This is a genomic window from Flavobacterium sp. LMO6, assembly GCF_009495795.1.
Taxonomy (GTDB): Bacteria; Bacteroidota; Bacteroidia; order Flavobacteriales; family Flavobacteriaceae; genus Flavobacterium.
Genome location: NZ_WIBH01000008.1, coordinates 13897 through 37100 on the forward strand (window position 1 = coordinate 13897; position 23204 = coordinate 37100).

The window sequence follows — 23204 nt, forward strand, 5'->3', positions numbered from 1 at the left end:
TATTAAATTCCCAAATAATTACTTGGTGTAATTTGCATTAATTCTGCTCTAACTTCTTCCGTAACGTTTAATGTTTCAATGAAATTATGAATCGCTTCTTTGTTAATTACGGTATTTGTTCTGGTTAAATCTTTTAAAGCTTCGTATGGGTTTGGATAGCCTTCACGACGTAAAATCGTTTGAATTGCTTCTGCAACAACCGCCCAATTTTTCTCTAAATCTTCTGCGAATTTTTCTTCGTTCAATAACAATTTATTTAAGCCTTTTAAAGTTGCTTCAAAAGCAATTAACGTGTGTCCCATTGGAACCCCAATATTACGTAAAACAGTACTATCCGTTAAATCGCGTTGTAATCTTGAAAGTGGTAATTTTGCAGAAAGATGTTCGAAAATCGCATTCGCAATTCCTAAATTTCCTTCTGAATTTTCGAAATCAATTGGATTTACTTTATGTGGCATAGCCGAAGAACCAATTTCGCCTGCTTTGATTTTTTGTTTGAAATAATCCATAGAAACATACGTCCAAATATCTCTATCCAAGTCGATTAAAATAGTATTGATACGTTTTAAAGCATCAAAAAAAGCTGCAAAATGGTCGTAATGTTCAATTTGTGTTGTTGGAAACGAATGGTGCAATCCTAAACTGTTTTCTACGAAATCGCTTCCAAATTTTCTCCAATCTGTAGTTGGATAGGCCACTTTGTGTGCGTTGTAATTTCCGGTTGCACCACCAAATTTAGCTGCAAAAGGAACGTTGAATAACAAACGCATCTGCTCTTCTAAACGTTCTACAAAAACTAAAATTTCTTTTCCTAAACGAGTAGGAGAGGCTGGTTGTCCGTGGGTTCTGGCTAACATTGGAATATCCTTCCATTCCATTGCTAATTCTTTCAATTTTGCAATTACGCTTACTAATCCTGGTAAGTATACGTTTTCAAACGCTTCTTTAGTAGAAAGCGGAATTGCTGTATTGTTGATATCTTGTGAAGTCAATCCGAAATGGATAAACTCTTTATATTCTTGTAATCCTAAACCGTCGAATTTCGATTTGATGAAATATTCCACCGCTTTTACATCGTGATTCGTTGTTTTTTCAGTTTCTTTAATCCAAAGCGCATCTTCAGTAGAAAAGTTTTTGTAAATGGCTCTTAATGAATCATAAACTGATTTGTCAATTTTGGCTAATTGAGGTAAATCGGCTTCGCGTAAAGCAATAAAATATTCAACCTCTACCAAAACACGGTATTTAATTAAGGCTTCTTCTGAAAAATAAGGAGATAATGAAATAGTTTTGCTTCTATAACGACCATCAATTGGCGAAATAGCGTTTAATTCTGTTAATTGCATTTTGTTGTGTGTTGTTTAAAGAAGTGCAAATTTAGTAATTAGTGATTAGTTATCAGTAATTAGTTTCGAGTTTTTTACTTTAAATTTAAAAGTTCTTCTTTCACAATTTTCATTCCTTCAACGGCGGTAAGCGGTAACACTTTCAACTCGTTTGGTAAATCGTAAATTGTAGCTGGTTTAGGATCGATATAAAAAACGGGTACATGGTTTTCTACATAATTCATTAATCCAGCGGCTGGATAGACTTGTAACGAAGTTCCTATAATGATTAAAACATCTGCTGTTTCCACAATATCAATAGCATTTTCTATCATAGGAACATCTTCTCCAAACCAAACTATATGTGGTCGTAATTGATTGCCATCTAAATCAAAATCGCCTAAATTCAAATCGTGCTTCCAATCTAAAACGAAGTTTTCATTACTAATACTTCTGACTTTTAATAATTCGCCATGCAAATGAATAACTTTATTGCTTCCGGCTCTTTCATGTAAATCATCAACGTTTTGAGTAATGATATGAATATCGAAATGTTCTTCTAATTCAGCCAAGATTTCATGTGCTTTATTTGGTCGTACAGTTAGGAGTTGAGCTCTTCTTTTGTTGTAAAAGTCCAAAACCAATTCTGGATTTTTTTTCCAACCAATAGGTGACGCCACTTCCATAATGTCATGACCTTCCCACAAGCCATAAGCATCACGGAATGTTTTAATTCCGCTTTCGGCACTAATTCCAGCACCTGTTAATACTACAATTTTTTTCATCGTTAATTTTTCTTTTTCTTTGTAGTAAATTTAAGAAAAAAGATGAGTTTTAACAAGTTTGAACTTTTAGAATATTTGGAAGGATTTATTACTGAAAACCGAAAAGAAGGCTTTTTGAAAGTTTTAAAAAATCGTACCAAACATTTTACAATTGCAATGGAAGATGTGTTTCAATTGCACAATACTAGTGCTGTAATGCGTAGTTGCGAAGTTTTTGGAATTCAGGAATTAAATGTAGTGGAGCAGAAATTTGGTAAAAGCATTGACAAAGAAATTGCAATGGGAGCCGAAAAATGGGTAGATATCAATCGTTTTTCTTCTATTCAGGATTGTATTACTAATTTAAAGCAAAAAGGATATCAAATTATAGCCACAACACCACATAATGATTCTTGCTTATTGCATGAGTTTGATATAACACAACCGTCAGCATTATTTTTTGGAACGGAGCGTGATGGTTTGTCGGAGGAAGTAATGCAACAAGCGGATGGTTTTTTGAAAATTCCTATGGTAGGTTATACAGAAAGTTTGAATATTTCTGTTTCTGCAGCTATTATCATTCAGGATATAACAAATCGTTTGCGACAATCTGATATTAATTGGAAATTAACAGAAGATGAAGTATTAGAAAAACGATTAGATTGGACTCGTAAAACAATAAAAGATATTGATTTTATTGAACAAAAGTTTCATGAAAGAAGTTAATCTTCTTCATTTTCAGGAGTTGCAATTTCCTCTTCAATTCCCTTCTTTTTTTTCGTGTTTGACATTAGTCCTATCATCATAACTAAAGCTGTTATAATAATTACTTGAATAATTAACGATTTGTTAGCTAATGCTTCTTTTTGACTTATTGGAATAGTTAAAAACAATAAAATGGTGATTAATCCTCTAGGCGCAATAAACACTAATGGATTAATTGGGATTTTAAATAATTTTAAAAATATAAATCGAATTGAAAGGATAGCCGCAACGATTAGTAAGGCCCAAACAATTGTTTTTGAATTTAGTAATTCTGATGTTTCTAGTAAATAACCAAACAATAAAAAGAATAAAGAGCGAATTAGAAAAACAATTTCGTAAGTAAGACCTTTAAATCTTTTTACTTCTTTATTTAAAATTGCAGGTTGTAATCTTTCTATGAATTTATAGCGTTTTAATTCATCTAAATTCCCTAAAAACAATCCAAATAATAAAATAAAAATTAACGCAGGTAAGTGGTATACTTTTGATATTTCATATATTAAAACTACCATTAATATAATGGGAGCAAATTTAATATGGTGCTTAATTTTACTTAATAAAAAGGCTAGACCAATGGTTGCAATAAATGTAATTACTAAAATTACTAAAATCTGAAGAAATAAATTGACAAATCTTTCAGTGTTTATAACGGCATTTAAAGTAACAAAATTAAAAAAGATAACGCCAAATATATCAGACATGCTACTTTCGTAGGTTACAAACTCTTTATTTTTAGAAGTTAAATTATGAACGCTAGGAATTGCAATAGCACTACTTATAATTGCAAAAGGAATAGCATTTGACAATGCCATTTTATATGTTGTATTCGCATCTCCGTAGTAATAAAAAGCATATGCTAATCCAAAACTAAAAATTAAAATAGGTAAAAAGGCTATTAAAGAAGTTTTACCTACAAATGCTAATTTACTTTTATTTAATTCAAGTTCTAAAGAACCTTCAAGTACAATTAATATTAAACCAATTGTTCCTAAAACAGGTAAAATAGGAGTAAGATCGGGAATAGTTATATGAACAAAACTTAATAATTGTTTTACAGAGAATCCTAATATTAAAAGTAGTATTACAGAAGGAATCTTTGTCTTTGATGAACTAAAATCAAAGGCATAAGCAAGAAGTAATAATATACAAAGTGTTATAATCAAAACAAATTAGTTTTAAATCAATTAAAGGGAATGCGCCTTAAAATCTTGCATCAAATATAAACTAAAATCTCTTATGAAAATTATTTGAGTTGTAAGAATTTATAATAAAAAAACAACAATTATCTGTTCTTTTTTAAGATTTTATACTCTTCATAACAAGCACTAATGGCATCCATGATTTGCAAGTCGTTAGCAGTTTGAATAAAATACTCAGAATAATTGCAATTTTGAAGTATAATAGGAATATCATCTTTATTAATTTCTAATAAAGCAGCAAGTGTTTCTCGATCAAATTTTGTGGCTAAAAGATTTCTAACGGTATCATCTTTCTTCATTTCTTTTAGCTTTTTCATTTCTTTTGGTCTTTTTCCAAAAATATTGTAAAGAAAATCAGAAGGATTTGATATTGAACCTAAAAGTTTTGCAATAGCTCCTGGTTTGCTGGTGCCGCCCTCATAGCCTGCATTAAGACCTGAAATACTATATCGGTAGGAATCATCAGCAACCGGAATTAATCGAGTATCAACTTCAACATAACCTGTTAGGTTATATTTAGCAACAACTACTTCGTCTAATACATAGGCTTTTTCGCTCAAATAAATTTTGGTAGGATTGTTCTTAATCCAGTCATTAGTTACTTTTACTTTAACCGTTTCGTAACTTAAATAACTAAATAATAAAGTGTCGTTTACTTTAGCTTCAATTTCAAATGTTCCGCTTGGGCTACTTACTGTTCCTTTTACGCGAGTTGTATTAATAACGTGAACATTTCCCATAGGAAGTTTGGTTTCGTTATGTATAACGGTTCCTTTTAAATTCGTCACAAGCGAATCTGTTTGTGAAAAACATAAATTTGAAATTAGTGCAAAAAGAAAAACTACAAAATATCTCATCCTTTAATTTAATGATTCAAAAATACGAATCAAAAGGTGATATTTTGTAGTTTTTTATAAATTTATAAGAAAATTAACGAAAAACGTTAACTTCTTCTTGGTCTTCTTGGTCTTGCAGTATCTCCAGCGCTTTCAGCACGTCTTGGTGCTCTATCTGAAGATCCAGTTGAAGATTCTCTTCTAGGAGCAGAACTACTTCTTTCTCCTCTGAATCCACCACTATCTCTTCCGCCTTCTCTTCTAGGAGCAGAACCACTTCTTTCTCCTCTGAATCCACCACTATCTCTTCCGCCTTCTCTTCTTGGACCAGATCCGCTTCTTTCACGATTAAATCCGCCTTCGCGTCTTCCACCGCCAAATCCACCACCTGAGCTTCTTCCGTTATGATCACGTCTTCCGCCACCATCGTTTTTAGAAATTTCAACGTTAATTCTACGACCATTCATGTCATAGCCGTTTAACACTTCCATTACTTTTTCAGTGTGTTCGCCATCAGTATTAAAGAAAGAGAAACCTTCTTTTACATCAACTTTAAATACGTCATCTCTACCTAAATCTAATGTTTCTTTGATAAAATCTTTCAATTGCATCCAATCGAAATCATCTCTTGCTCCAATGTTAATGAAATAACGAACAGGATCACCCGCTCTAATTTCTCTTGGTTCAGAACTTCTTTCTCTATCATTTCCTCTTTCACCTGATAAATCACGTTTCGATTTGTAATAGTTGATGAATCTATTGAATTCAACAGAAACCATTTTCTTGATTAACTCTTCTTTAGATAAACCATCTAAAACTTCATTAATAGCTGGTAAATAGTTGTCAATTTCGTGATCAACTTCTGTATCTTTAATTTTGTTTGCTAAGTGCAACAATTGAATTTCGCAGATTTCAATTCCAGATGGGATTGTTTTTTCTACAAATTTTTGTTGGATAATACGCTCAATTGAGTGTATTTTTCTGATTTCACTTTTCGTAATAATTACGATAGAAGTTCCTAATTTTCCAGCTCTACCAGTTCTTCCAGAACGGTGATTGTAAGTTTCAATTTCGTCTGGTAATTGGTAATTTACTACGTGTGTAATATTATCTACGTCAATTCCACGTGCTGCAACGTCTGTTGCAACCAACATTTGAATTTGACGACCTCTAAACGATTTCATTACGCCATCACGTTGTGCTTGCGATAAATCTCCGTGTAAAGCTGCTGCGTTGTACCCATCTTCGATAAGTTTTTCGGCAACCGCTTGTGTGTCTCTTTTAGTTCTACAAAACACAACCGAGAAAATATCTGGGTTAGCATCTGCTAAACGTTTTAAAGCTTCGTAACGGTCACGAGCATTCACACAATAGTATTCGTGTGATACAGTTGCCGAACCAGAGTTTTTGCTTCCTACAGTAATTTCTACTGGAGTAGACATAAATTGTTTTGCAATACGCGCTACTTCAGCAGGCATTGTTGCAGAGAATAACCATGTGTTTTTCTCATCTGGTGTGTCCGATAAAATGGAACAAATGTCTTCGTAGAATCCCATATTTAACATCTCATCTGCCTCGTCTAAGATACAAAAATCGATGTTTTTAATGTTTACAAGACCTCTGTTAATCATGTCTTGCATTCTACCTGGTGTAGCCACAATAATTTGTGCACCACGTTTAACTTCTCTAGCTTGTTCTGTAATGCTTGCACCACCATAAACAGCCACTGTATGTAACCCCTTTATGTACTTTGAGTATAATTTAATCTCGTTGGTGATTTGTAAGCATAACTCACGCGTTGGCGATAAAATTAAAGCCTGAGTGTTTTTGTTCTCAGCGTCAATTTTTTGAATTAGTGGAAAACCAAAAGCTGCGGTTTTTCCTGTACCTGTTTGCGCTAGGGCAACTAAATCTGTGTTTTGTTCCAATAGTACTGGAATCGCTTTTTCTTGCACTTCTGACGGATTCTCAAATCCTAGATCTTTAATCGCCAGCAGTAGCGACTCATTCAATCCTAATTGTTCAAATTTATTCATATATTATTTTAAATTGGGTGCAAAGGTACGCTTTAAAAATCATATAAACTAATTTGTTAGATATTGATTTTCAATATTTTAGATAAAAATATATAAATAGAATTGTATTGAATAGGTAATTCTGAAAGTTTTAGAAGTTGTTTTTTGTAAAATATTCAATCAATTGCTTAACCGCAATTCCTCTGTGGCTGATGTTTGATTTTTCTTCCATACTTAATTCCGCAAAAGTTTTATCATATCCGTCAGCTACAAAAATTGGATCATACCCAAATCCGTTAGTCCCAATTTTTTCTTCAATGATTTTTCCGTTAATAATTCCTGTGAATATGTTTTGCTTCCCGTTTAAATTTAAGGCAATCACTGTTTTAAAATTAGCTTTTCGATTGGTTTTATCTTTTAATTCGAATAAAAGTTTGTCCATGTTGTCATTTGCATCTTTTTGTTCACCTGCATAACGAGCCGAATACACTCCAGGAGCACCGTTTAAAGCTTCCACTTCTAAGCCGGTGTCGTCTGCAAAACAATCGTAGCCATATTTCTCGGTAACGTAATTGGCTTTTAAAATCGCATTTCCTTCAATCGTATCAGCTGTTTCTGGAATATCTTCAAAACAACCAATCTCTTCCAAACTGACAATTTGAATAGTGTTTGGAACTAAAGCCTGAATTTCCTGAATTTTATTTTTGTTGTTGGATGCAAATACGAGTTTCATGTGAAGTTATTTAGAAATGTAAAAGTACGAAACGTCTATAAAGTACAAAAGCCGATCTGGAGCGATCGACTTTCATGGTGAACGTGTAACCACATTTCTGTGTCGTTCGGTGCAAATGTAAGTCCATTTATTAAATAAACAAGTAGAATTAAGTTTTTTTTTATCTTAAATTTTTCATACCAAATAAATTATAATAAAAACTTTTTTCTTTATACTTTTGCATCGTTTTAAACACCTATTATATCATGGTAAAAGATTTATTCGAAAGAATTCAAAACAATAAAGGCCCATTAGGAAAATGGGCTTCACAAGCAGAAGGATATTTTGTATTCCCTAAATTAGAAGGAGAATTAGGACCAAGAATGCAATTTCAAGGTAAAAATATTTTAAACTGGAGTTTAAATGATTATTTAGGATTAGCTAATCATCCAGAAGTTAGAAAAGCAGATACAGAGGCTGCTATACAATACGGAGCTGCTTACCCAATGGGCGCTCGTATGATGAGTGGTCATACTAATTATCACGAACAATTAGAAAATGAATTGGCAGCTTTCGTTATGAAAGAATCGGCTTATTTGTTAAACTTTGGTTATCAAGGAATTATGTCAACTATTGACGCTTTGGTAACGAGAAATGATGTAATTGTTTATGATGTTGATGCTCATGCTTGTATTATTGATGGAGTACGTTTGCATAGTGGAAAGCGTTTTACTTACAAGCACAACGATATCGAAAGCATGGAGAAAAACTTGCAACGTGCAACAAAATTGGCGACTGAAACAGGTGGAGGAATTTTATTTATTACCGAAGGTGTTTTTGGAATGCGTGGTCAACAAGGAAAGTTGAAAGAAGTTGTTGAAATGAAAAAGAAATACAATTTCCGTTTATTAGTTGACGATGCACACGGTTTTGGTACACTTGGTAAAACAGGTGCTGGAGCAGGTGAGGAGCAAGGTTGTCAAGACGGAATTGATGTGTATTTTTCAACTTTCGCAAAATCAATGGCTAATATCGGTGCTTTCGTTGCAGCAGATAAAGATATTATCGATTATTTAAAATATAATTTACGTTCGCAAATGTTTGCAAAAGCGTTGCCAATGATTCAAACAATTGGTTCATTAAAACGCTTGGAGTTATTACGTAATTCATCTGAAATTAAAGATAAATTATGGGTAAATGTAAATGCTTTACAAAATGGATTAAAAGAAAGAGGATTTAATATTGGTGATACGAATACTTGTATTACACCAGTATATTTAGAAGGTTCTATTCCAGAGGCAATGATTATGGTAAATGACTTACGTGAAAACTACGGAATTTTCCTTTCTATTGTAGTATATCCTGTGATTCCTAAAGGAATTATTTTATTAAGAATGATTCCTACAGCTTCTCATACCTTAGAAGATATTGCTGAAACTTTAGCAGCTTTTGAAGCTATTCGTGAGAAATTGGTAAACGGAACGTATGCTAAAATTGCAGAGGCAAGTGTTCAAAATGTAGAGTAAAACATTCTTTATACATAACAAAAAGGGATTCCAAATGGAATCCCTTTTTTATAGTTCTTTTTTATATGTTCTTCTACGTTTGTTGATTTTTGTATTGAAGTTTTTCCATAAATTATGAATGGCATGATTTTCTTCTAATTCAGGAGTTCTAGTACATGTATCGATGCCTTTAGCTTGACAAATTTTATAATATTCATCAAAAATTATTGCTGTAACACCTTTACTTTGATATTCAGGAGTAACTCCAATAAGATAAAAAACTACTTCTTTTGAATGTTTTCTAGCTTGAAGCAAATGATAAAATCCGAAGGGGAATAGTTTTCCATTAGCTTTTTTGAGTGCTTGTGAAAATCCCGGCATTACTATAGCAAAAGCTATCATATTGTCGTTTTTATCCATTATGAATTTAATAAATTCTGGATTTATAAAACTAATGTATTTCTTTTTAAAATATTCTTTTTGAATACTGTTAATAGGTACAAATGATTGTAATTTTGAATACGTTTCATTAAACAAATCAAACATTTTGTCCACATAAGGCATGATGTCTTTTGTCTTTGTAAAGTTTAGACTTCGCAATTCGTATCGTTGTTTTACAAGTGAACTAAATTTTGTAAATTGTGTTGGGTCAATATTACTAAATGAGAAAGTACTTTCAATGTATTCCTTTTCTTTTACGAAACCTAATTGTTCAAAATGCTCTTTGTAATATGGCAGACTATACCAAGTAATCATATTGCCCATTTGGTCAAAACCTTCAGTCAATATTCCAACTTTATCTAAGTTTGAAAAACCAATTGGACCTTCTATGTGATCCATTTGGTGCTTTTTTCCTAGTTCTTCTACTTTTTCCAACAATGCTTTGGTAACTTCAATGTCATCAATCACATCAAACCATCCAAATCGAGTTTTTCTTTTGCCTAATAATTTTACTTCTTCCCAATTTATAATTGCTGCAATTTTACCTACAATCTTATTGTCTTTATAGGCTAAATAAAAATGGGCTTCTGCAGTTTGAAGGGCTGGATTTTTTGTTTTATCAAAAGTTTCAAGCTCTTCAGCAATAATAGGAGGTATCCAGTACGGGTTGTTTTTATATAATTCGAAAGAAAACATGACGTAATCTTTCATTTCTTTTTTGGTAAGTGCTTCTTTAATTGTTATCATTTTATTCAACTGCATCTTTTCTTTTCTTAGATTCTTTTTCAGCTTTTTTCTTAACTTTTTTATCCATCTTGCTTCCTTTATCTTTTTCAATTTTTACTTCTTGATATTGATCAGCAAATCGCCAAGAAAAGCCAATTCCGGCATTTAATAAACCTGGGGTGTCTTTAATGTTTTTTCCAATAGAAGCATCAACTTGCATGTTTTTGTCAAACAAGAAAGCAGCTCCAATTCTAAAAAACACATCTTTATAATAATCTCCCATATAACCTTGATTTTCTATAAAACCCGACCATTGCGCATTAAATCCACGAGTTAGTGTTAATACATAATTAATACTAGCAAAATCTGTCCCAATTTTGTCATACGTTAAGTTAGTTACCATAACCCAATGTCCTCCAAAATGATTCTGAGCAATCGCTGTTACTTTCGGACTAAAGGAAGGTTCTTCAATGTTGGCTGGAGCATAATTAAATGGTGTTTCTCCTACAGCAAAGTTAGCGCCTGCATACATAGCAAAAGCCGGAATAAATTGTCTCCATTTGAACTTTTTATTGGCTTTCCAACTGTATAAATTTGGTTTTTCTTCGAAATTTTTAAAGGGGTCGTAAATTAAATATTTCGCACCTAATGTTAATTGTCTGAATCCATTTCGTTGCTCTTCAAAATTGCCCGCTGTAAGTTTGTCATTTTGATATTGAATTTCAGCAATAACCTCTAATTCTTCTTTCCAAACTCCATATCTTATTGCTAATTCCCCCATAAAACCTTTAGCTTGGTAGTCTAATGTGTTATGATCTTCTGATATATAGGTAACACCGGTTTCTGTTTGGATAATTTTTTTTCCAACCGAAAAAGCCATCATCGATCGACCTGGACGATTTGAATTAATCTCATCTGTAAATTGTGCAAATGAAATTTGTGAAGAAATTCCGAAGATTAAAATAAAAAGTGCTTGAATAGATTTCATAAAAATAGATTTATTTCCAAAAATAGTTATTTTATCATAATTTTAAGAAACAAATTTGAAGTTTTACCAACCAATATCTGTATTTTTGAATTTTAAAATGTATATCAATGGAAATGGCTTCCTTCCCAAGTTTATTAAGAACTCTAGCAATTATAATTTTATGCTACTATTTGTTTAAATTTTTTATGCGAATATTTGCTCCTATTCTAATGCAAAAAGCGGTGAATAAAATGCAAGAAAAAATGCAGGAACAATATAAACAGCAACAAGAACAACAAAGTAGAGCTTCACAAGCAAGCGCACCAACCCCAAAACCTAAAAAAGAAGTAGGTGAATACATTGACTATGAAGAAGTGAAATAGTCATATAAATTTAATAGCACTAAGGATATTTTAACAATATCCTTTTTTTAGTTAATTTAGCACCTTATTTTATTATACTTATGAAGAATTTAAAAGCATTATATCCTCATTTATTAGTTTTAGTTGGATTTATTTTGGTTGCTCTTATCTATTTTTATCCTGTTTTGCAAGGGAATAAAATTTTCCAATCGGACATTGTGCAATATACCGGAATGGCAAAAGAGCAAAATGATTTTAGAAAAGAATCAAATGAAGAACCTTATTGGACCAATAGTGCTTTTGGAGGTATGCCAACGTACCAATTGGGTGCTAAATATCCAAATGATGTTATTGGAATGCTAGACGATACGTTACGATTTTTACCAAGACCAGCAGATTATTTGTTTTTATACTTCTTAGGATTTTATATTTTGTTAATTGTTCTTAAAGTAGATCCATTAAAGGCCTTTTTCGGAGCGTTAGCTTTTGGACTATCTACGTATTTGATTATTATTTTAGGAGTAGGACACAATGCAAAAGCGCACGCCATCGCTTATATGCCAATGGTAGTTGCCGGTGTTTTACTAGTTTTTCAAAGAAAATATATTATTGGAGGTTTGCTTACTATGGTCGCAGCGGCATTAGAAATCAATGCGAATCACTTCCAAATGACCTATTATTTATTGTTGTTATTAGTGATTATTGCTGTTTATTATATTGTTATAGCAGTTAAAAATAAAGAATTCAAAGAACTTGGGAAAATCATAGGTGTTTTTGCTATTGCAGGAATTTTTGCCTTAGGAGCCAATGCAACTAATTTAATGGCGACTTCCGAGTATGCTAAATTTTCTACTCGAAATAATAGTGAATTAACCTTTAATCCAGACGGTTCACCAAAAACAGATAGTAATGCAATGTCGTATGACTACATTACCGAATACAGCTACGGAGTTGCCGAAAGTTTAAACTTAATTGCACCCGGACTTTTTGGAGGTTCTAACAATGAAAATTTAGGAATTGAATCTGAAACCTATCAAAATTTTGTTGCGCAAGGCTATCCAGCTGACCAAGTGCAAGGTTTTGTAGAACATGCACCTGCCTATTGGGGAAATCAGCCAATTGTTGCAGCACCAGCCTATATTGGGGTAGTTGTGTTTTTCTTTTTTGTTATGGCATTTTTTGTTGAAAAACGAAACATTAAATATTTGTTTTTAGCAGGAGCTATTTTTTCATTATTACTTTCTTGGGGTAAAAACTTCAGTTTTTTAACGGATTTCTTTATAAATTATATTCCTTTTTATAATAAATTCAGAGCGGTTTCATCCATTCAAGTTATTTTGGAATTATGTATTCCGGCTTTAGCAATTGTTGGATTGTACCAATTTTTTAAACAAGACGAAAAAGTAAAATGGAATGCCCTTTGGAAATCTGGAGCCATTACTTTCGGACTTTTAGTGATTTTATTCTTGATAAAAGGAACGTTCAATTTCTCAGGAGCAAATGATGCAGCTTATGCACAAATGTATGGAGATGATTTCATTAGAACATTAAAAATAGATAGAGCAGCTTTGTATACTTCTGATGTTTTGCGATCGATGTTGTTTGTAGGATTAACATTTGGAGTTTTGTTTTTATTTGTAAAAAACCTGATGAAAGAAACTACAGTAATTATTATAGTGGGAATTTTAATGGTTTTTGACTTGTTTATGGTAGACAAACGTTATGTAAACAACAATCCAGACCAGTTTAGAAGTGCAAGAGAAGTGGATATGCCTTTTACACCATCTGATGCCGATCAAATAATTTTAGCAGATACGACACATTTCAGAGTTTTTGAAGTAGAAGGCGGAATGAGCAACGCTAGAACATCATATTTTCACAAATCAATTGGAGGTTATCATGCAGCCAAACCAAGAAGAATGCAACAATTGTTCGATTACCAAATCGCTAAAAATAACGTTCGTGTTCTTAACATGTTAAACGTAAAATATGTCATCCAATCCGATGAAAACGGACAAAAATTAGCCTTAACAAATCCAGCAGCAAATGGAAATGCTTGGTTTGTTGAAGAAGTTATGTTGGTGAAAACTGCCAATGAAGAAATGAAAGCTTTAGATACTTTGGATACAAAAAGAGTGGCTGTGTTTTCTAATGTTATTCATGATAAAAAATATCTGAAATCTCCAGGAAGAGCTATTTCAGAATTAGAATATGAAAAAGATTCAATTTCATCTATAAATTTAGTTTCATACCAACCAAATCATTTAAAATACATTTCAAATAATTCTAAAAATGGCTTCGCCGTTTTCTCTGAAATGTATTATAAAAACGGATGGAAAGCTACAATTGATGGAAAGGATGTTAGAATACATAATGTAAACTACGTTTTAAGAGGTTTAGAAATTCCAGCAGGAAAACACACTATCGAATTCAAATTTGAACCAGAAGTGGTAAAAACAGGAAGTACAATTGCACTATTCAGTTCAATTGGAATGCTTATATTGATAGGAGCAGGAGTTTATTTGGAGAGAAAGAAAAAGACTGAAGCTTAACGAATTTTGATTTTTGAACTTGAATATTTTGTAAATTTGAAAGAATATCTGTCAAAAAAATGAAGGCAAAATTGAATCACGATAAACCCGAAAAGTTAGAAGCTAAACGAATAGCAGAAGTAAAATCGCTATCTTATGTAGAACGATTAGAGCGCTTGATGGTTATTATTGAGCTCTCTTATACTTTAAAAAATGCTTCCAAAATTTATCCCATTAAGAAATGATTGGACAAATTTTAAATATTTGGAAATCTTTTCAAAAATATAATGTAAAGTACGTCACTATTGGTGGTTTTGCAGTTAATATTTATGGTTATAACAGAAATACGGGAGATTTAGATATTTTGATTGAGGATTCCATTGAAAATAGAAAAAATCTTAGAAAAGCTTTTGTAGATATTGGTATAGGAGATTTTGAATCTATTGAAACCATGCAATTTATTCCTGGCTGGACAGATTTTACATTAGATTTTGGACTTCGTTTAGACGTTATGACTTCTATAAAGGGTTTGGAGGATAAATCATTTGATTATCTTTTGTCTGATGCTACAATTCTGATGATAGGAGATACTCCGGTTAATTTTATTGATTATAAAAATCTTATCATAGCAAAAAAAGCAACAAACAGACTCAAGGATCAATTAGATATAGAAGAATTAGGTAAATTAAACGATAATATTGATTCATAACTAAATTTTGAAAACTCAAAAAATACTCATCATTTCCTATTACTGGCCACCAGCTGGAGGTCCGGGAGTACAGCGTTGGTTGAAATTTGTCAAATATTTACCCGATTTTAATATCGAACCTCACGTTTATATTCCTGAAAATCCAACGTATCCTTTAATTGATGAGAAATTATTGAGTGAAGTTTCAGATAAAGCCATTATCATCAAACAACCCATTTTTGAACCTTACGGATTAGCTTCTGTTTTTTCGAAAAATAAGACCAAAAAAATCAGCTCTGGAATTATTCCAAATCAAAAAAAGCAATCGTTTGTAGAAAAAACAATGCTTTGGATTCGTGGCAACGTTTTTATTCCAGATGCAAGAGTGTTTTGGGTGAAACCTTCGGTTAAGTTTTTGAAAGAATACCTTCAAGAAAATCAGATTGATACGATAATTACAACCGGTCCGCCACATAGTTTGCATTTGATAGGTTTACAATTGAAAAAAGAACTAAACATCACTTGGTTAGCCGATTTTCGTGATCCTTGGACAACCATTGGCTATCACAAACAACTAAAATTGAGTTCTTGGGCAGCCAAAAAGCATAAAAATTTAGAAAAGGAAGTCATGAATACATGTGACCAACTTTTAGTAACGTCACCAACAACAAAAACCGAATTTGAAGCTATTACTTCAAAACCAATCGAGGTGATTACAAATGGTTATGATGTGGAGAAAGTGATTAAAAAGCCATTGGACGAAAAATTTACATTGGCACACATTGGTTCGTTTTTATCGGCCAGAAATCCGAGAATATTATGGAAAGCGCTGAAAGAACTCACGAAAGAAAATCCCGAATTCAAAAAACAGTTCCAATTAAAGTTAATAGGAGCGGTGAGTGCTGAGGTGCTTCAGGCAATTAAAGAATTTAAGTTGGAGAAATATTTAAATCATTTGGGCTATTTGCCTCATGATGAAGCCATAATCGAACAAAGAAGTTCGCAAGTATTGTTGCTTATCGAAATTGATTCAGAAGAAACTAAATGTATTATTCCTGGGAAATTATTCGAATATATGGTTTCAGAACGCCCAATAATCGCTATTGGACCAGAAAACGCAGATTTCGCTCAAATCATAAAAGAAACCAATACAGGGACTTTTTTTAAATACGACGAATTAGAAGCTTTAAAAGCACAAATTCTGACTTGTTTTGACCAATTTCAGCAAAATAATTTAAAAGTGTATCCTATTGGCTTACAACAATACAGCAGAAAATCATTGACAGAAAAATTAGCCAAACTGCTAATCACTAATCACTAAATACTATTCACTCAAAATATGGGAATTGTCATCAAACAATCGATTAAAAATACCATCATTACCTACATAGGTTTTGGAATTGGTGCTATTAACACATTGTTTATGTATGCTCAATTTCTTGGCGATACTTTTTATGGTTTAGTTGGTTTTATTTTGTCGGCAGCTAATATTATGATGCCTTTAATGGCTTTTGGAGTGCATAATACCTTGGTAAAATTTTACAATGAATATGATACTGATGCTAAAAAATCGCAGTTTCTAACATTTGTTTTGCTTTTACCTTTGCTAACAATTCTTCCAATCAGCTTAATCGGTTATTTTGGTTATCATGAAATTGCAGAATTATTATCGCAAAAAAATGCAATTGTTTATGATTATGTTTGGCAAATTCCAGTAATTGGACTTTGTATGGGGTATTTTGAAATTTTTTATGCTTGGGTAAAAGTCCATTTACAATCGGTTTACGGTAGTTTTGTTAAAGAAGTTTTACTCCGAATTCTAATTTCAATCTTTTTGTTTGCCGTATATTTTGATTACATTTCTCCAAAAGAATTCGTTTTTGCTTTAATGGGAATCTATTTCGTAACTCTTGTGGTTATGTTTTTTTATGCTATGCGAGTAAAAAAACCAAGTTTTAATTTGGTTTTTCCTGATAATGCTAAAGCGGTTTTAACGTATTGTTTTTTTATTATTTTATCGGGTAGTGTTGCTACCTTGTTGTTAGATGTAGATAAATTTATGCTTAATTTTTATATCGATATCGATAATATTGCTTTTTATTCTGTTGCTATTTTTATTGCGACAGTTATTGCGGTTCCTAGTCGTGCAATGCATCAAATTACGTATCCAATTACGGCAAAATTAATGAGCGACAACAAGCAAGATGAATTGAATGAGTTGTATAAAAAGTCTTCCATTACGTTACAAGTTATTGGCGGTTTAATTTTGACAGGAATTTTAGTCAATATAAACGAATTATATACTGTTTTGCCTTTAGGTTATATTGAAGGAATTGCAGTGGTTTTCTTAATTGGAATTTCTAAGTATTTCGATTTGATTTTAGGGAACAATAATGCTATTATATTTAATTCAAAATATTACAAAGCAGTTTTGTTTTTAGGATTATTCTTAGTTTTTTTAACAATTTCATTAAACATGATCTTTATTCCGCTTTATGGATTGAATGGAGCAGCAATTGCAACGTTAATATCGATTACGTTATATAGTTTAGCTAAATTACTTTTTGTAGTGTTTAAAATGAAGTTATATCCGTTTACAAAAAACACAATACTAGCTTTGGTTATTGCAGTTGTAAGTTTTGTATTGTTTTATTATTGGGATTTTCCTTTTCATCCTTTTGTTAATATTATTCTGAAATCTATTTTAGTGAGTTTGTTTTATGTAGGATTGAGTTATTATTTAAAGATTTCTTCGGATATTAATTTTGTAATGAATTCTGTTTTCAAGAGAATATTCAAGTAATACTAGTTCGCAAAGCCGCTAAGAACCATTTTTTAAAAATATAAGTCATTTAAGTTTGTTTTCTATGTTGATTATGTCAAGTGAAACGTCCGAATCTTCGGGCTAAAAACACTCGCAAAGCATGGCTATGAATCTATGTGTTTAAAAAAGTTTAAAAGTTCAGATAAGTGATTTTTTGACTTTGACTTTGATATTGCTTTTTGATATTGCTTTTTGAATTTGCTTTTTGACTTTGACTTTGCGCTTGAACATAAAAAATCCTGCTTCATCTTCCCAGAATCCGCAGGATTAAAACAAACTAACCAACCAATTTTTATTTTCTTTTAACTTCTAAAGTTTCTCTTTTGATTTCTTTTACGTCATCATCAGACATTTTCGCTTTAGAACCGTCTTTTCTGTAGTAGTAATAGTCATCGTCGTTTCCATAATCGTCATCTCCATAATCATTTCCGTTTCCATAACCTCCGTTTCCTCCAGAATAATGAGTTCCTCTTGGATTGTAGTAATAACCACTATTCATAGCATTAATAAATCCATAAACATCCACAATTCGGCCTCTTCTGTCATAAATAATTCGCATATTCCCAACTCTTGTTACAGCAAAACTATTGTAGCTCATGTATATTGTTCCAATACGTTTTACTCTTCCAAAAGCGTCGTAGTTAATGTAAACATTTCCAACGCGTCTTACTCTACCAAAATTATCATGCTCAACACGGATTCCTCTTTCAGATGGACCATAATAACCTCTAACTCCAGGAGCGCCATTTGTTCTGTTTACAGTGTTTCTTGATCCTGAAGGTCTTGTATTGAAGTCAAATTCCCCATTTGGAAACAACATAAACTCAATCCCGCGTTCTCTAAAAATAATAGGTTCTGCATCTCTATAGTCAATGTAATACCCTCTTCTATCTGTGTTGTCAGAAAAAACAGGATTTTCTGACGCATAAGCCATACTTCCTACCAGTATGAAGCTGGCTACTACTAAAAGTGTAATTTTTTTCATAATACAACAATTTAAAAGTTGGGCAACTTCATTTTAAAACTCGTTTCTAAAACGGTTGCTTGATTAAGTATTTCCAATTGCCGTGCCAAACTCAAAAAAAGTGTTGTGAACAATTTGTTAATGAGTTGTTATTAAATAAAAAAAGAACGCTAACTTACTGATAGCGTTCTTTTTAATTATTTTTAAAAGTCTGGTTTTTATTGACCTCCGTATCTTCTCATCATTTCTTGTTGCATTTGTTCAACGCCTTCCATTCCTAATGTTGAGAATAAAACAACTATGTAAATTAAGTAAATAGCACCTAATATGATACCAATAATACTTAAAATTCTACCAATTTTTAAATTGTTATAATTGGTGTATAAACTTGGGTTCTCATTAAATAATTGTAAATCTTTTTTGGCTAATACTAATCCAATCGCACCAAGAATGATACTAATAAATCCATAACAACAACAAGTTAAGATTGAAAAAATCCCCAGAATAAGTACTGCGGTAGCATTAGGTAATTTTTGATTTTCCATAAAATATAAAGTTTAATTGGTTACAGTGTTTAAATAAATTTTAATAAAATAAGCTACTAAGATGACAACGGCATTTAAAATAGCACTTGCAATTACTAACTTAGTATAATTCCTTTTTTTGTCGAATAGGTGTAAACCTAAAAGAATAAAAAACAATGCTAAAGTATAAATAGCAGGAAACATTTTAAAGGCTTCGTAAAACTCACCTTCGAGTAAAAATGCAATTGCTCTTTGTGTTCCACAACCCGGACATTCGACCCCAAAAAGTTGTTTGTTCATACAAGGCAACATATGTTCTTCCATACTAATTTTTAACTTAAAATTGCTTTACAAGTTTACAAAAAAAAGTTCAGAAACAAATACTAATTTTAAAAACACTACTTTTGAAAAGTTAAAAAAGTACAATTTAAGAAAGAAGAATATGAAGCAATTTTTATACATTTTGATGTTTGCAGCAGTCGGAATTTTTGCCATGATTGAACAATCAAAAGCAGCTCCAAATCGATTTATTATGATAGGAGCAATGGCAGTTTTTATGTTTGGATTATTCCGTTTAATGAAAAAAATACCCTCTAAAAACGAAGAAGAAAATGACACAGAAATTTGAAGTAGGAGATAAGGTCGCGGTTTTAGATGACGATATTTCAGGAGTAGTAATAAAGGTTGAAAATAATGAAATTTCGGTGGAAACTACTGATAATTTCGTGATGACATTTTTTGTCAACGAATTGGTTAAAATAAACAATTCCAATGAGTTAAGTGGTTTTTTTTCAAGTCAAAGTTTAGGTTCTGTTTTAAAAGATAAAGAAGAGCCAAAAAAGCGAAGTTTTGTCAAAGAAAAGCGTTCTCGTAAGGATGAGTTTGTCTTAGAAGTTGACTTGCATATTGAAAAATTAGTACCTTCAAAACGAGGAATGAGCAACTATGATATTTTAACTTTACAGATGGAAACTGCAAAAAGACAACTCGATTTTGCTATCAAAAATCGGATGCCTAAAGTGGTGTTTATTCATGGTGTTGGTGAAGGTGTTTTGAAAGCCGAATTGGATTTTATGTTGGGTCGATATGATACCATTTCGTTCCAAGATGCGAACTATCAAAAATATGGTTTGGGAGCAACAGAAGTTTATATTAAGCAAAATGTGAAGTAAATTTTCGCTTAGTAATTTCACTTGAATTTCACTTCTAGTAATAAAAAAAAGGACTACTCAAGTTTGAATAGTCCTTTCGTTTTTAAAATATTTTTTTTACAAATCGGTCTCGTGATTTCCAAAAGTGTACTCTGTAAAACTAAAAGAATTTGAAGGTCCAGAGAAGTTTACGTTAACAAATTTAATGTTATGAGTGTAACCTGTAATTGTAATACCATCTGCGGCATAAAGTGCATCTGTAATAATTTCGATCGTTCCTCCAGTTGCATTCCATTCCTGATTAACAATTGGAGTAGCGGGAGGAATTAAACTACAAATACTTGTTGAAGCAACAGTGCCTGAATAAATCCTGTAAATAATTTGGTTGGTTGAACTTACGTTAACGATTCTAGGACTTCCATCAGCAGTTTCAACGTTTGCAAAACTAGTTTCAGGAATATTGATTAACAGCATCTCTTCTTGATTAATTTTAAAAATCAAATTATTATCCGTGCATTCTTGAATAGTTACAGTATCAAAATTGAAAGATTCTAGCGTAATATCGCCATCATCACAGGCTTGTAGCATAAAAGCTGAAGCTACTAAAACAAAAAGTTTTTTCATTTATTCATCGAATTTATGCAACAAAAATAAAGGTTTTAATTTATTAATTTACTAAAGTTTGTTAATTTATACATCGATTAGAATTTAAGATTTCCAAAATAAAATGATTTGTATCTTTGCGATATAAAATGAGCACTTACCATTTTTGATTTTTTTACCAATTTTGATGTGCGAATTCCAGTTGACCAATAAAAAAAATAAAAGCCTCAAATGAAAAAAGTGTATTTAGACAACGCGGCAACCACTGCTCTTCATCCTGAAGTAATTTCAGTAATGATGGATGTGCTTCAAAATGATTTCGGAAACCCTTCATCAACGCACAGTTTTGGTCGAAGTGCTAAAACGTTGTTAGAATCGTCTCGAAAATCAATTGCAAAATTACTAAATGCACAAGCTTCTGAGATTATTTTCACGTCAAGTGCTACCGAAGCGACCAATTGGATTTTGACCAGTGCAGTAAAAGATTTGGGAATTAAGCGCATTATTACCACTAAAATCGAACATCACGCTACATTACATACGGTTGAACATTTAGCAAAGGAATTCGGAATTCAAGTCGAATATATCACCATTTTACCAAATGGAAATATCGATTATCAAGATTTAGCGGCTAATTTACATTCAGATGTTCCAACATTAGTATCCTTAATACACGTTAATAACGAAATAGGAACCATTTTAGATATCAAACGCGTTTCTGACTTGTGCAAGTATGCAAAAGCACTTTTTCATTGCGATACGGTGCAATCTATTGGAAAAATACAATTAGATGTTCAAGAATTGGGAATCGATTTTTTAGTGGCTTCAGCACACAAATTTCACGGTCCAAAAGGAATTGGGTTTGCATATTTGAAAAAGAATTCGATGTTACAACCGATGATTTTTGGTGGCGAACAAGAAAAAGGCATGCGTGCCGGAACCGAAGCCGTGCATCAGATTGTGGGTATAGCGAAAGCGTTAGAATTAGCTTGCGTGAATTTAGAAAACGATACCAATTACATTTCCGATTTAAAAAAATACTGCTTTTCAGAATTAAAAAAAGTATTTCCAGAAGTTAAAATCAATGGAGAAAATACGTTTTATAACCTTTTGAATGTCCAATTGCCTTTATCGGAAGAAAAGACTTCCATGTTGTTATTTACGTTAGATATGAAAGGAATTGCTGTTTCACGCGGAAGTGCTTGTCAAAGCGGAAGCATCAAACCATCGCACGTTTTAGCTGAATTTTTATCACCAGAAGAAGCTAAAAAACCAAGTTTACGCATTTCATTCAGTCATTTTAATACGAAAGAAGATATTGATTTGCTGGTTGAAGCGTTAAAACAAGCATAACTTTTACCGTCACTTCGAGTGATTTTTAAAAGGAAAATGCTAATTTTTGCTTTTAAAAATTGTATCGAGAACTATAGCAACGATTTTTCCTTCTTTAGTTCTCGATACATTTTGTGTTTGTAAATCTTTGGCTTTACAAACACAAAACACTCGAAATGACGTTGGTGGAATTTCGTTTTTATTTCACTTTTTTTAATGCCTTTCTTTTTAACTCAATTACTAATAAAGCAATAGTAACTACTACCGTCACTTCGAGTGATTTTTAAAAGGAAAATGCTAATTTTTGCTTTTAAAAATTGTATCGAGAACTGTAGCAACGAATTTACCTTCTGTAGTTCTCGATACATTTTGTGTTTGTAAATCTTTGGCTTTACAAACACAAAACACTCGAAATGACGCCTGTGGAATTTCGATTTAAAACAAAAAAAAAACACGAATTACATCAATTAAATAATGCAATTCGTGTTCAATAAATTACTCAGGAAACTACAATTTCCCCATATTCTGAGCCAATGTCTCAATAAATTTTGTGATAGGTCCTTTGATCATCATTGCCATCATTGGGTTGAAATCACCTTCAAAAGCTAATTGAACTTCTGTATTATCAGCATCAATTGCGTTTAAGTTTCCAGTTAAAGTAAAAGGTAATTTACTTGAAGCAGCTCCTAAAACGATTTGTGAATTTGGAGTTCCTCCTTTTTTTACCAATTTAATTTCTGGCATTCCTTTTAATCCGAATTCAAAGCAATTCTCGTCAATTACTTCAAATTTCGCGATATTTTCAGGCATTAATTTTTCAAAATTCTTTACGTCGTTCAAAGCGTTGAATAAATATTCAGCCGATTTTGCTACGTTTACTTTTGGACTTTCTAAGTTCATATTTTTTTGTTTAAAAGTTTATAAGGTTAAGGGTTTAAAAGGTTATAATAACAAGTTTAAAAGTTAGTTT

Annotated in this window: 24 protein-coding genes; 11 read left to right on the forward strand and 13 right to left on the reverse strand. The window is 31.9% G+C overall.

Translation table 11 applies throughout. The annotated features are described in order from the left end of the window. Positions 1 to 2 precede the first annotated feature (2 nt). Together purB and GFJ99_RS09335 are read right to left on the reverse strand one after the other, a co-directional pair. Entirely contained in the window at positions 3 to 1346 is a 1344-nt protein-coding gene (purB, locus tag GFJ99_RS09330; RefSeq protein ID WP_153208478.1) for an adenylosuccinate lyase, read from the reverse strand. A gap of 74 nt (positions 1347 to 1420) precedes the next feature. Further along, a complete protein-coding gene (locus GFJ99_RS09335; protein WP_008257047.1) occupies positions 1421 to 2110 on the reverse strand; it encodes an NAD-dependent deacylase in 690 nt (229 codons plus the stop codon). A 42-nt stretch (positions 2111 to 2152) separates the two neighbouring features. Here GFJ99_RS09335 and GFJ99_RS09340 point away from each other — a divergent pair, with 42 nt between their 5' ends. Then, positions 2153 to 2815, forward strand: a complete 663-nt coding sequence (locus tag GFJ99_RS09340) for an RNA methyltransferase (RefSeq protein ID WP_153208479.1) — start codon at positions 2153 to 2155, stop codon at positions 2813 to 2815. On the opposite strand, the gene GFJ99_RS09345 is transcribed toward GFJ99_RS09340, so the two are convergent. The 4 genes from GFJ99_RS09345 to GFJ99_RS09360 form a co-directional block, all read right to left on the reverse strand. After that, positions 2812 to 4017, reverse strand: coding sequence for a cation:proton antiporter (locus tag GFJ99_RS09345; protein WP_008257051.1), 1206 nt, complete (start codon positions 4015 to 4017; stop codon positions 2812 to 2814). The genes GFJ99_RS09340 and GFJ99_RS09345 overlap by 4 nt on opposite strands. Before the next feature lie 119 nt (positions 4018 to 4136). Continuing rightward, the gene (locus GFJ99_RS09350; protein WP_153208480.1) at positions 4137 to 4910 is read right to left on the reverse strand and encodes a carboxypeptidase-like regulatory domain-containing protein; all 774 of its coding nucleotides are present in this window, start codon (positions 4908 to 4910) and stop codon (positions 4137 to 4139) included. Positions 4911 to 4996: 86 nt separating this feature from the next. Then, the gene (locus tag GFJ99_RS09355) at positions 4997 to 6925 is read right to left on the reverse strand and encodes a DEAD/DEAH box helicase (RefSeq protein ID WP_153208481.1); all 1929 of its coding nucleotides are present in this window, start codon (positions 6923 to 6925) and stop codon (positions 4997 to 4999) included. 130 nt (positions 6926 to 7055) lie between these two features. Further along, positions 7056 to 7637: a non-canonical purine NTP diphosphatase gene (locus tag GFJ99_RS09360; protein ID WP_153208482.1), complete on the reverse strand. Its 582-nt coding sequence runs from the start codon at positions 7635 to 7637 to the stop codon at positions 7056 to 7058. Between the two features lie 245 nt (positions 7638 to 7882). Between GFJ99_RS09360 and GFJ99_RS09365 the strand changes: the two genes are divergently transcribed. Further along, positions 7883 to 9142 (forward strand): aminotransferase class I/II-fold pyridoxal phosphate-dependent enzyme, encoded by a 1260-nt coding sequence (locus GFJ99_RS09365; protein ID WP_153208483.1) that lies wholly within the window; start codon positions 7883 to 7885, stop codon positions 9140 to 9142. 48 nt (positions 9143 to 9190) lie between these two features. On the opposite strand, the gene GFJ99_RS09370 is transcribed toward GFJ99_RS09365, so the two are convergent. Both GFJ99_RS09370 and GFJ99_RS09375 read right to left on the reverse strand, forming a co-directional pair. Beyond that, a complete protein-coding gene (locus GFJ99_RS09370) occupies positions 9191 to 10309 on the reverse strand; it encodes a GTP cyclohydrolase (RefSeq protein ID WP_153208484.1) in 1119 nt (372 codons plus the stop codon). Between the two features lies 1 nt (position 10310). Continuing rightward, a complete protein-coding gene (locus tag GFJ99_RS09375) occupies positions 10311 to 11276 on the reverse strand; it encodes a transporter (RefSeq protein WP_153208485.1) in 966 nt (321 codons plus the stop codon). A gap of 185 nt (positions 11277 to 11461) precedes the next feature. On the opposite strand from GFJ99_RS09375, the gene GFJ99_RS09380 reads away from it, so the two are divergent. From GFJ99_RS09380 to GFJ99_RS09400, 6 genes are all read left to right on the forward strand, one after another. Further along, positions 11462 to 11638: a DUF4834 family protein gene (locus GFJ99_RS09380; protein WP_238990103.1), complete on the forward strand. Its 177-nt coding sequence runs from the start codon at positions 11462 to 11464 to the stop codon at positions 11636 to 11638. Positions 11639 to 11718: 80 nt separating this feature from the next. Next, positions 11719 to 14169 carry a YfhO family protein gene (locus tag GFJ99_RS09385; RefSeq protein WP_153208487.1) on the forward strand — a complete coding sequence of 817 codons (2451 nt, stop codon included), beginning with the start codon at positions 11719 to 11721 and terminating at the stop codon, positions 14167 to 14169. A 59-nt stretch (positions 14170 to 14228) separates the two neighbouring features. Continuing rightward, positions 14229 to 14393, forward strand: coding sequence for a hypothetical protein (locus GFJ99_RS13655; protein ID WP_203228783.1), 165 nt, complete (start codon positions 14229 to 14231; stop codon positions 14391 to 14393). Then, the gene (locus GFJ99_RS09390) at positions 14390 to 14857 is read left to right on the forward strand and encodes a hypothetical protein (protein WP_153208488.1); all 468 of its coding nucleotides are present in this window, start codon (positions 14390 to 14392) and stop codon (positions 14855 to 14857) included. The genes GFJ99_RS13655 and GFJ99_RS09390 overlap by 4 nt, the downstream gene beginning before the upstream one ends. 7 nt (positions 14858 to 14864) lie before the next feature. Further along, complete coding sequence (locus tag GFJ99_RS09395; RefSeq protein WP_153208489.1) at positions 14865 to 16157, forward strand: glycosyltransferase family 4 protein; 1293 nt, start codon at positions 14865 to 14867, stop codon at positions 16155 to 16157. Positions 16158 to 16175: 18 nt separating this feature from the next. Beyond that, positions 16176 to 17639, forward strand: coding sequence for a lipopolysaccharide biosynthesis protein (locus GFJ99_RS09400; RefSeq protein WP_153208490.1), 1464 nt, complete (start codon positions 16176 to 16178; stop codon positions 17637 to 17639). Between the two features lie 313 nt (positions 17640 to 17952). On the opposite strand, the gene GFJ99_RS09405 is transcribed toward GFJ99_RS09400, so the two are convergent. The 3 genes from GFJ99_RS09405 to GFJ99_RS09415 all read right to left on the reverse strand — a co-directional run bounded on the left by GFJ99_RS09405 (position 17953) and on the right by GFJ99_RS09415 (position 19472). After that, on the reverse strand, positions 17953 to 18645 hold the full coding sequence (locus GFJ99_RS09405) for a hypothetical protein (RefSeq protein WP_153208491.1): 693 nt from the start codon (positions 18643 to 18645) through the stop codon (positions 17953 to 17955). Positions 18646 to 18842: 197 nt separating this feature from the next. Beyond that, positions 18843 to 19169 (reverse strand): CCC motif membrane protein, encoded by a 327-nt coding sequence (locus GFJ99_RS09410; RefSeq protein WP_153208492.1) that lies wholly within the window; start codon positions 19167 to 19169, stop codon positions 18843 to 18845. A gap of 12 nt (positions 19170 to 19181) precedes the next feature. Next, positions 19182 to 19472 (reverse strand): DUF2752 domain-containing protein, encoded by a 291-nt coding sequence (locus tag GFJ99_RS09415; protein ID WP_153208493.1) that lies wholly within the window; start codon positions 19470 to 19472, stop codon positions 19182 to 19184. Between the two features lie 118 nt (positions 19473 to 19590). On the opposite strand from GFJ99_RS09415, the gene GFJ99_RS09420 reads away from it, so the two are divergent. Both GFJ99_RS09420 and GFJ99_RS09425 read left to right on the forward strand, forming a co-directional pair. Further along, positions 19591 to 19776 carry a hypothetical protein gene (locus tag GFJ99_RS09420; RefSeq protein ID WP_153208494.1) on the forward strand — a complete coding sequence of 62 codons (186 nt, stop codon included), beginning with the start codon at positions 19591 to 19593 and terminating at the stop codon, positions 19774 to 19776. Then, positions 19760 to 20320 carry a Smr/MutS family protein gene (locus GFJ99_RS09425; protein ID WP_153208495.1) on the forward strand — a complete coding sequence of 187 codons (561 nt, stop codon included), beginning with the start codon at positions 19760 to 19762 and terminating at the stop codon, positions 20318 to 20320. The genes GFJ99_RS09420 and GFJ99_RS09425 overlap by 17 nt, the downstream gene beginning before the upstream one ends. A 96-nt stretch (positions 20321 to 20416) precedes the next feature. Here the strand turns inward: GFJ99_RS09425 and GFJ99_RS09430 are convergent, their stop codons facing one another. Continuing rightward, positions 20417 to 20923 (reverse strand): hypothetical protein, encoded by a 507-nt coding sequence (locus GFJ99_RS09430; protein WP_153208496.1) that lies wholly within the window; start codon positions 20921 to 20923, stop codon positions 20417 to 20419. Positions 20924 to 21133: 210 nt separating this feature from the next. Between GFJ99_RS09430 and GFJ99_RS09435 the strand changes: the two genes are divergently transcribed. After that, positions 21134 to 22255 (forward strand): cysteine desulfurase family protein, encoded by a 1122-nt coding sequence (locus GFJ99_RS09435; RefSeq protein WP_153208497.1) that lies wholly within the window; start codon positions 21134 to 21136, stop codon positions 22253 to 22255. 486 nt (positions 22256 to 22741) lie between these two features. Here the strand turns inward: GFJ99_RS09435 and GFJ99_RS09440 are convergent, their stop codons facing one another. Further along, the gene (locus GFJ99_RS09440) at positions 22742 to 23134 is read right to left on the reverse strand and encodes a hypothetical protein (RefSeq protein ID WP_026725027.1); all 393 of its coding nucleotides are present in this window, start codon (positions 23132 to 23134) and stop codon (positions 22742 to 22744) included. Positions 23135 to 23204: the final 70 nt, after the last annotated feature.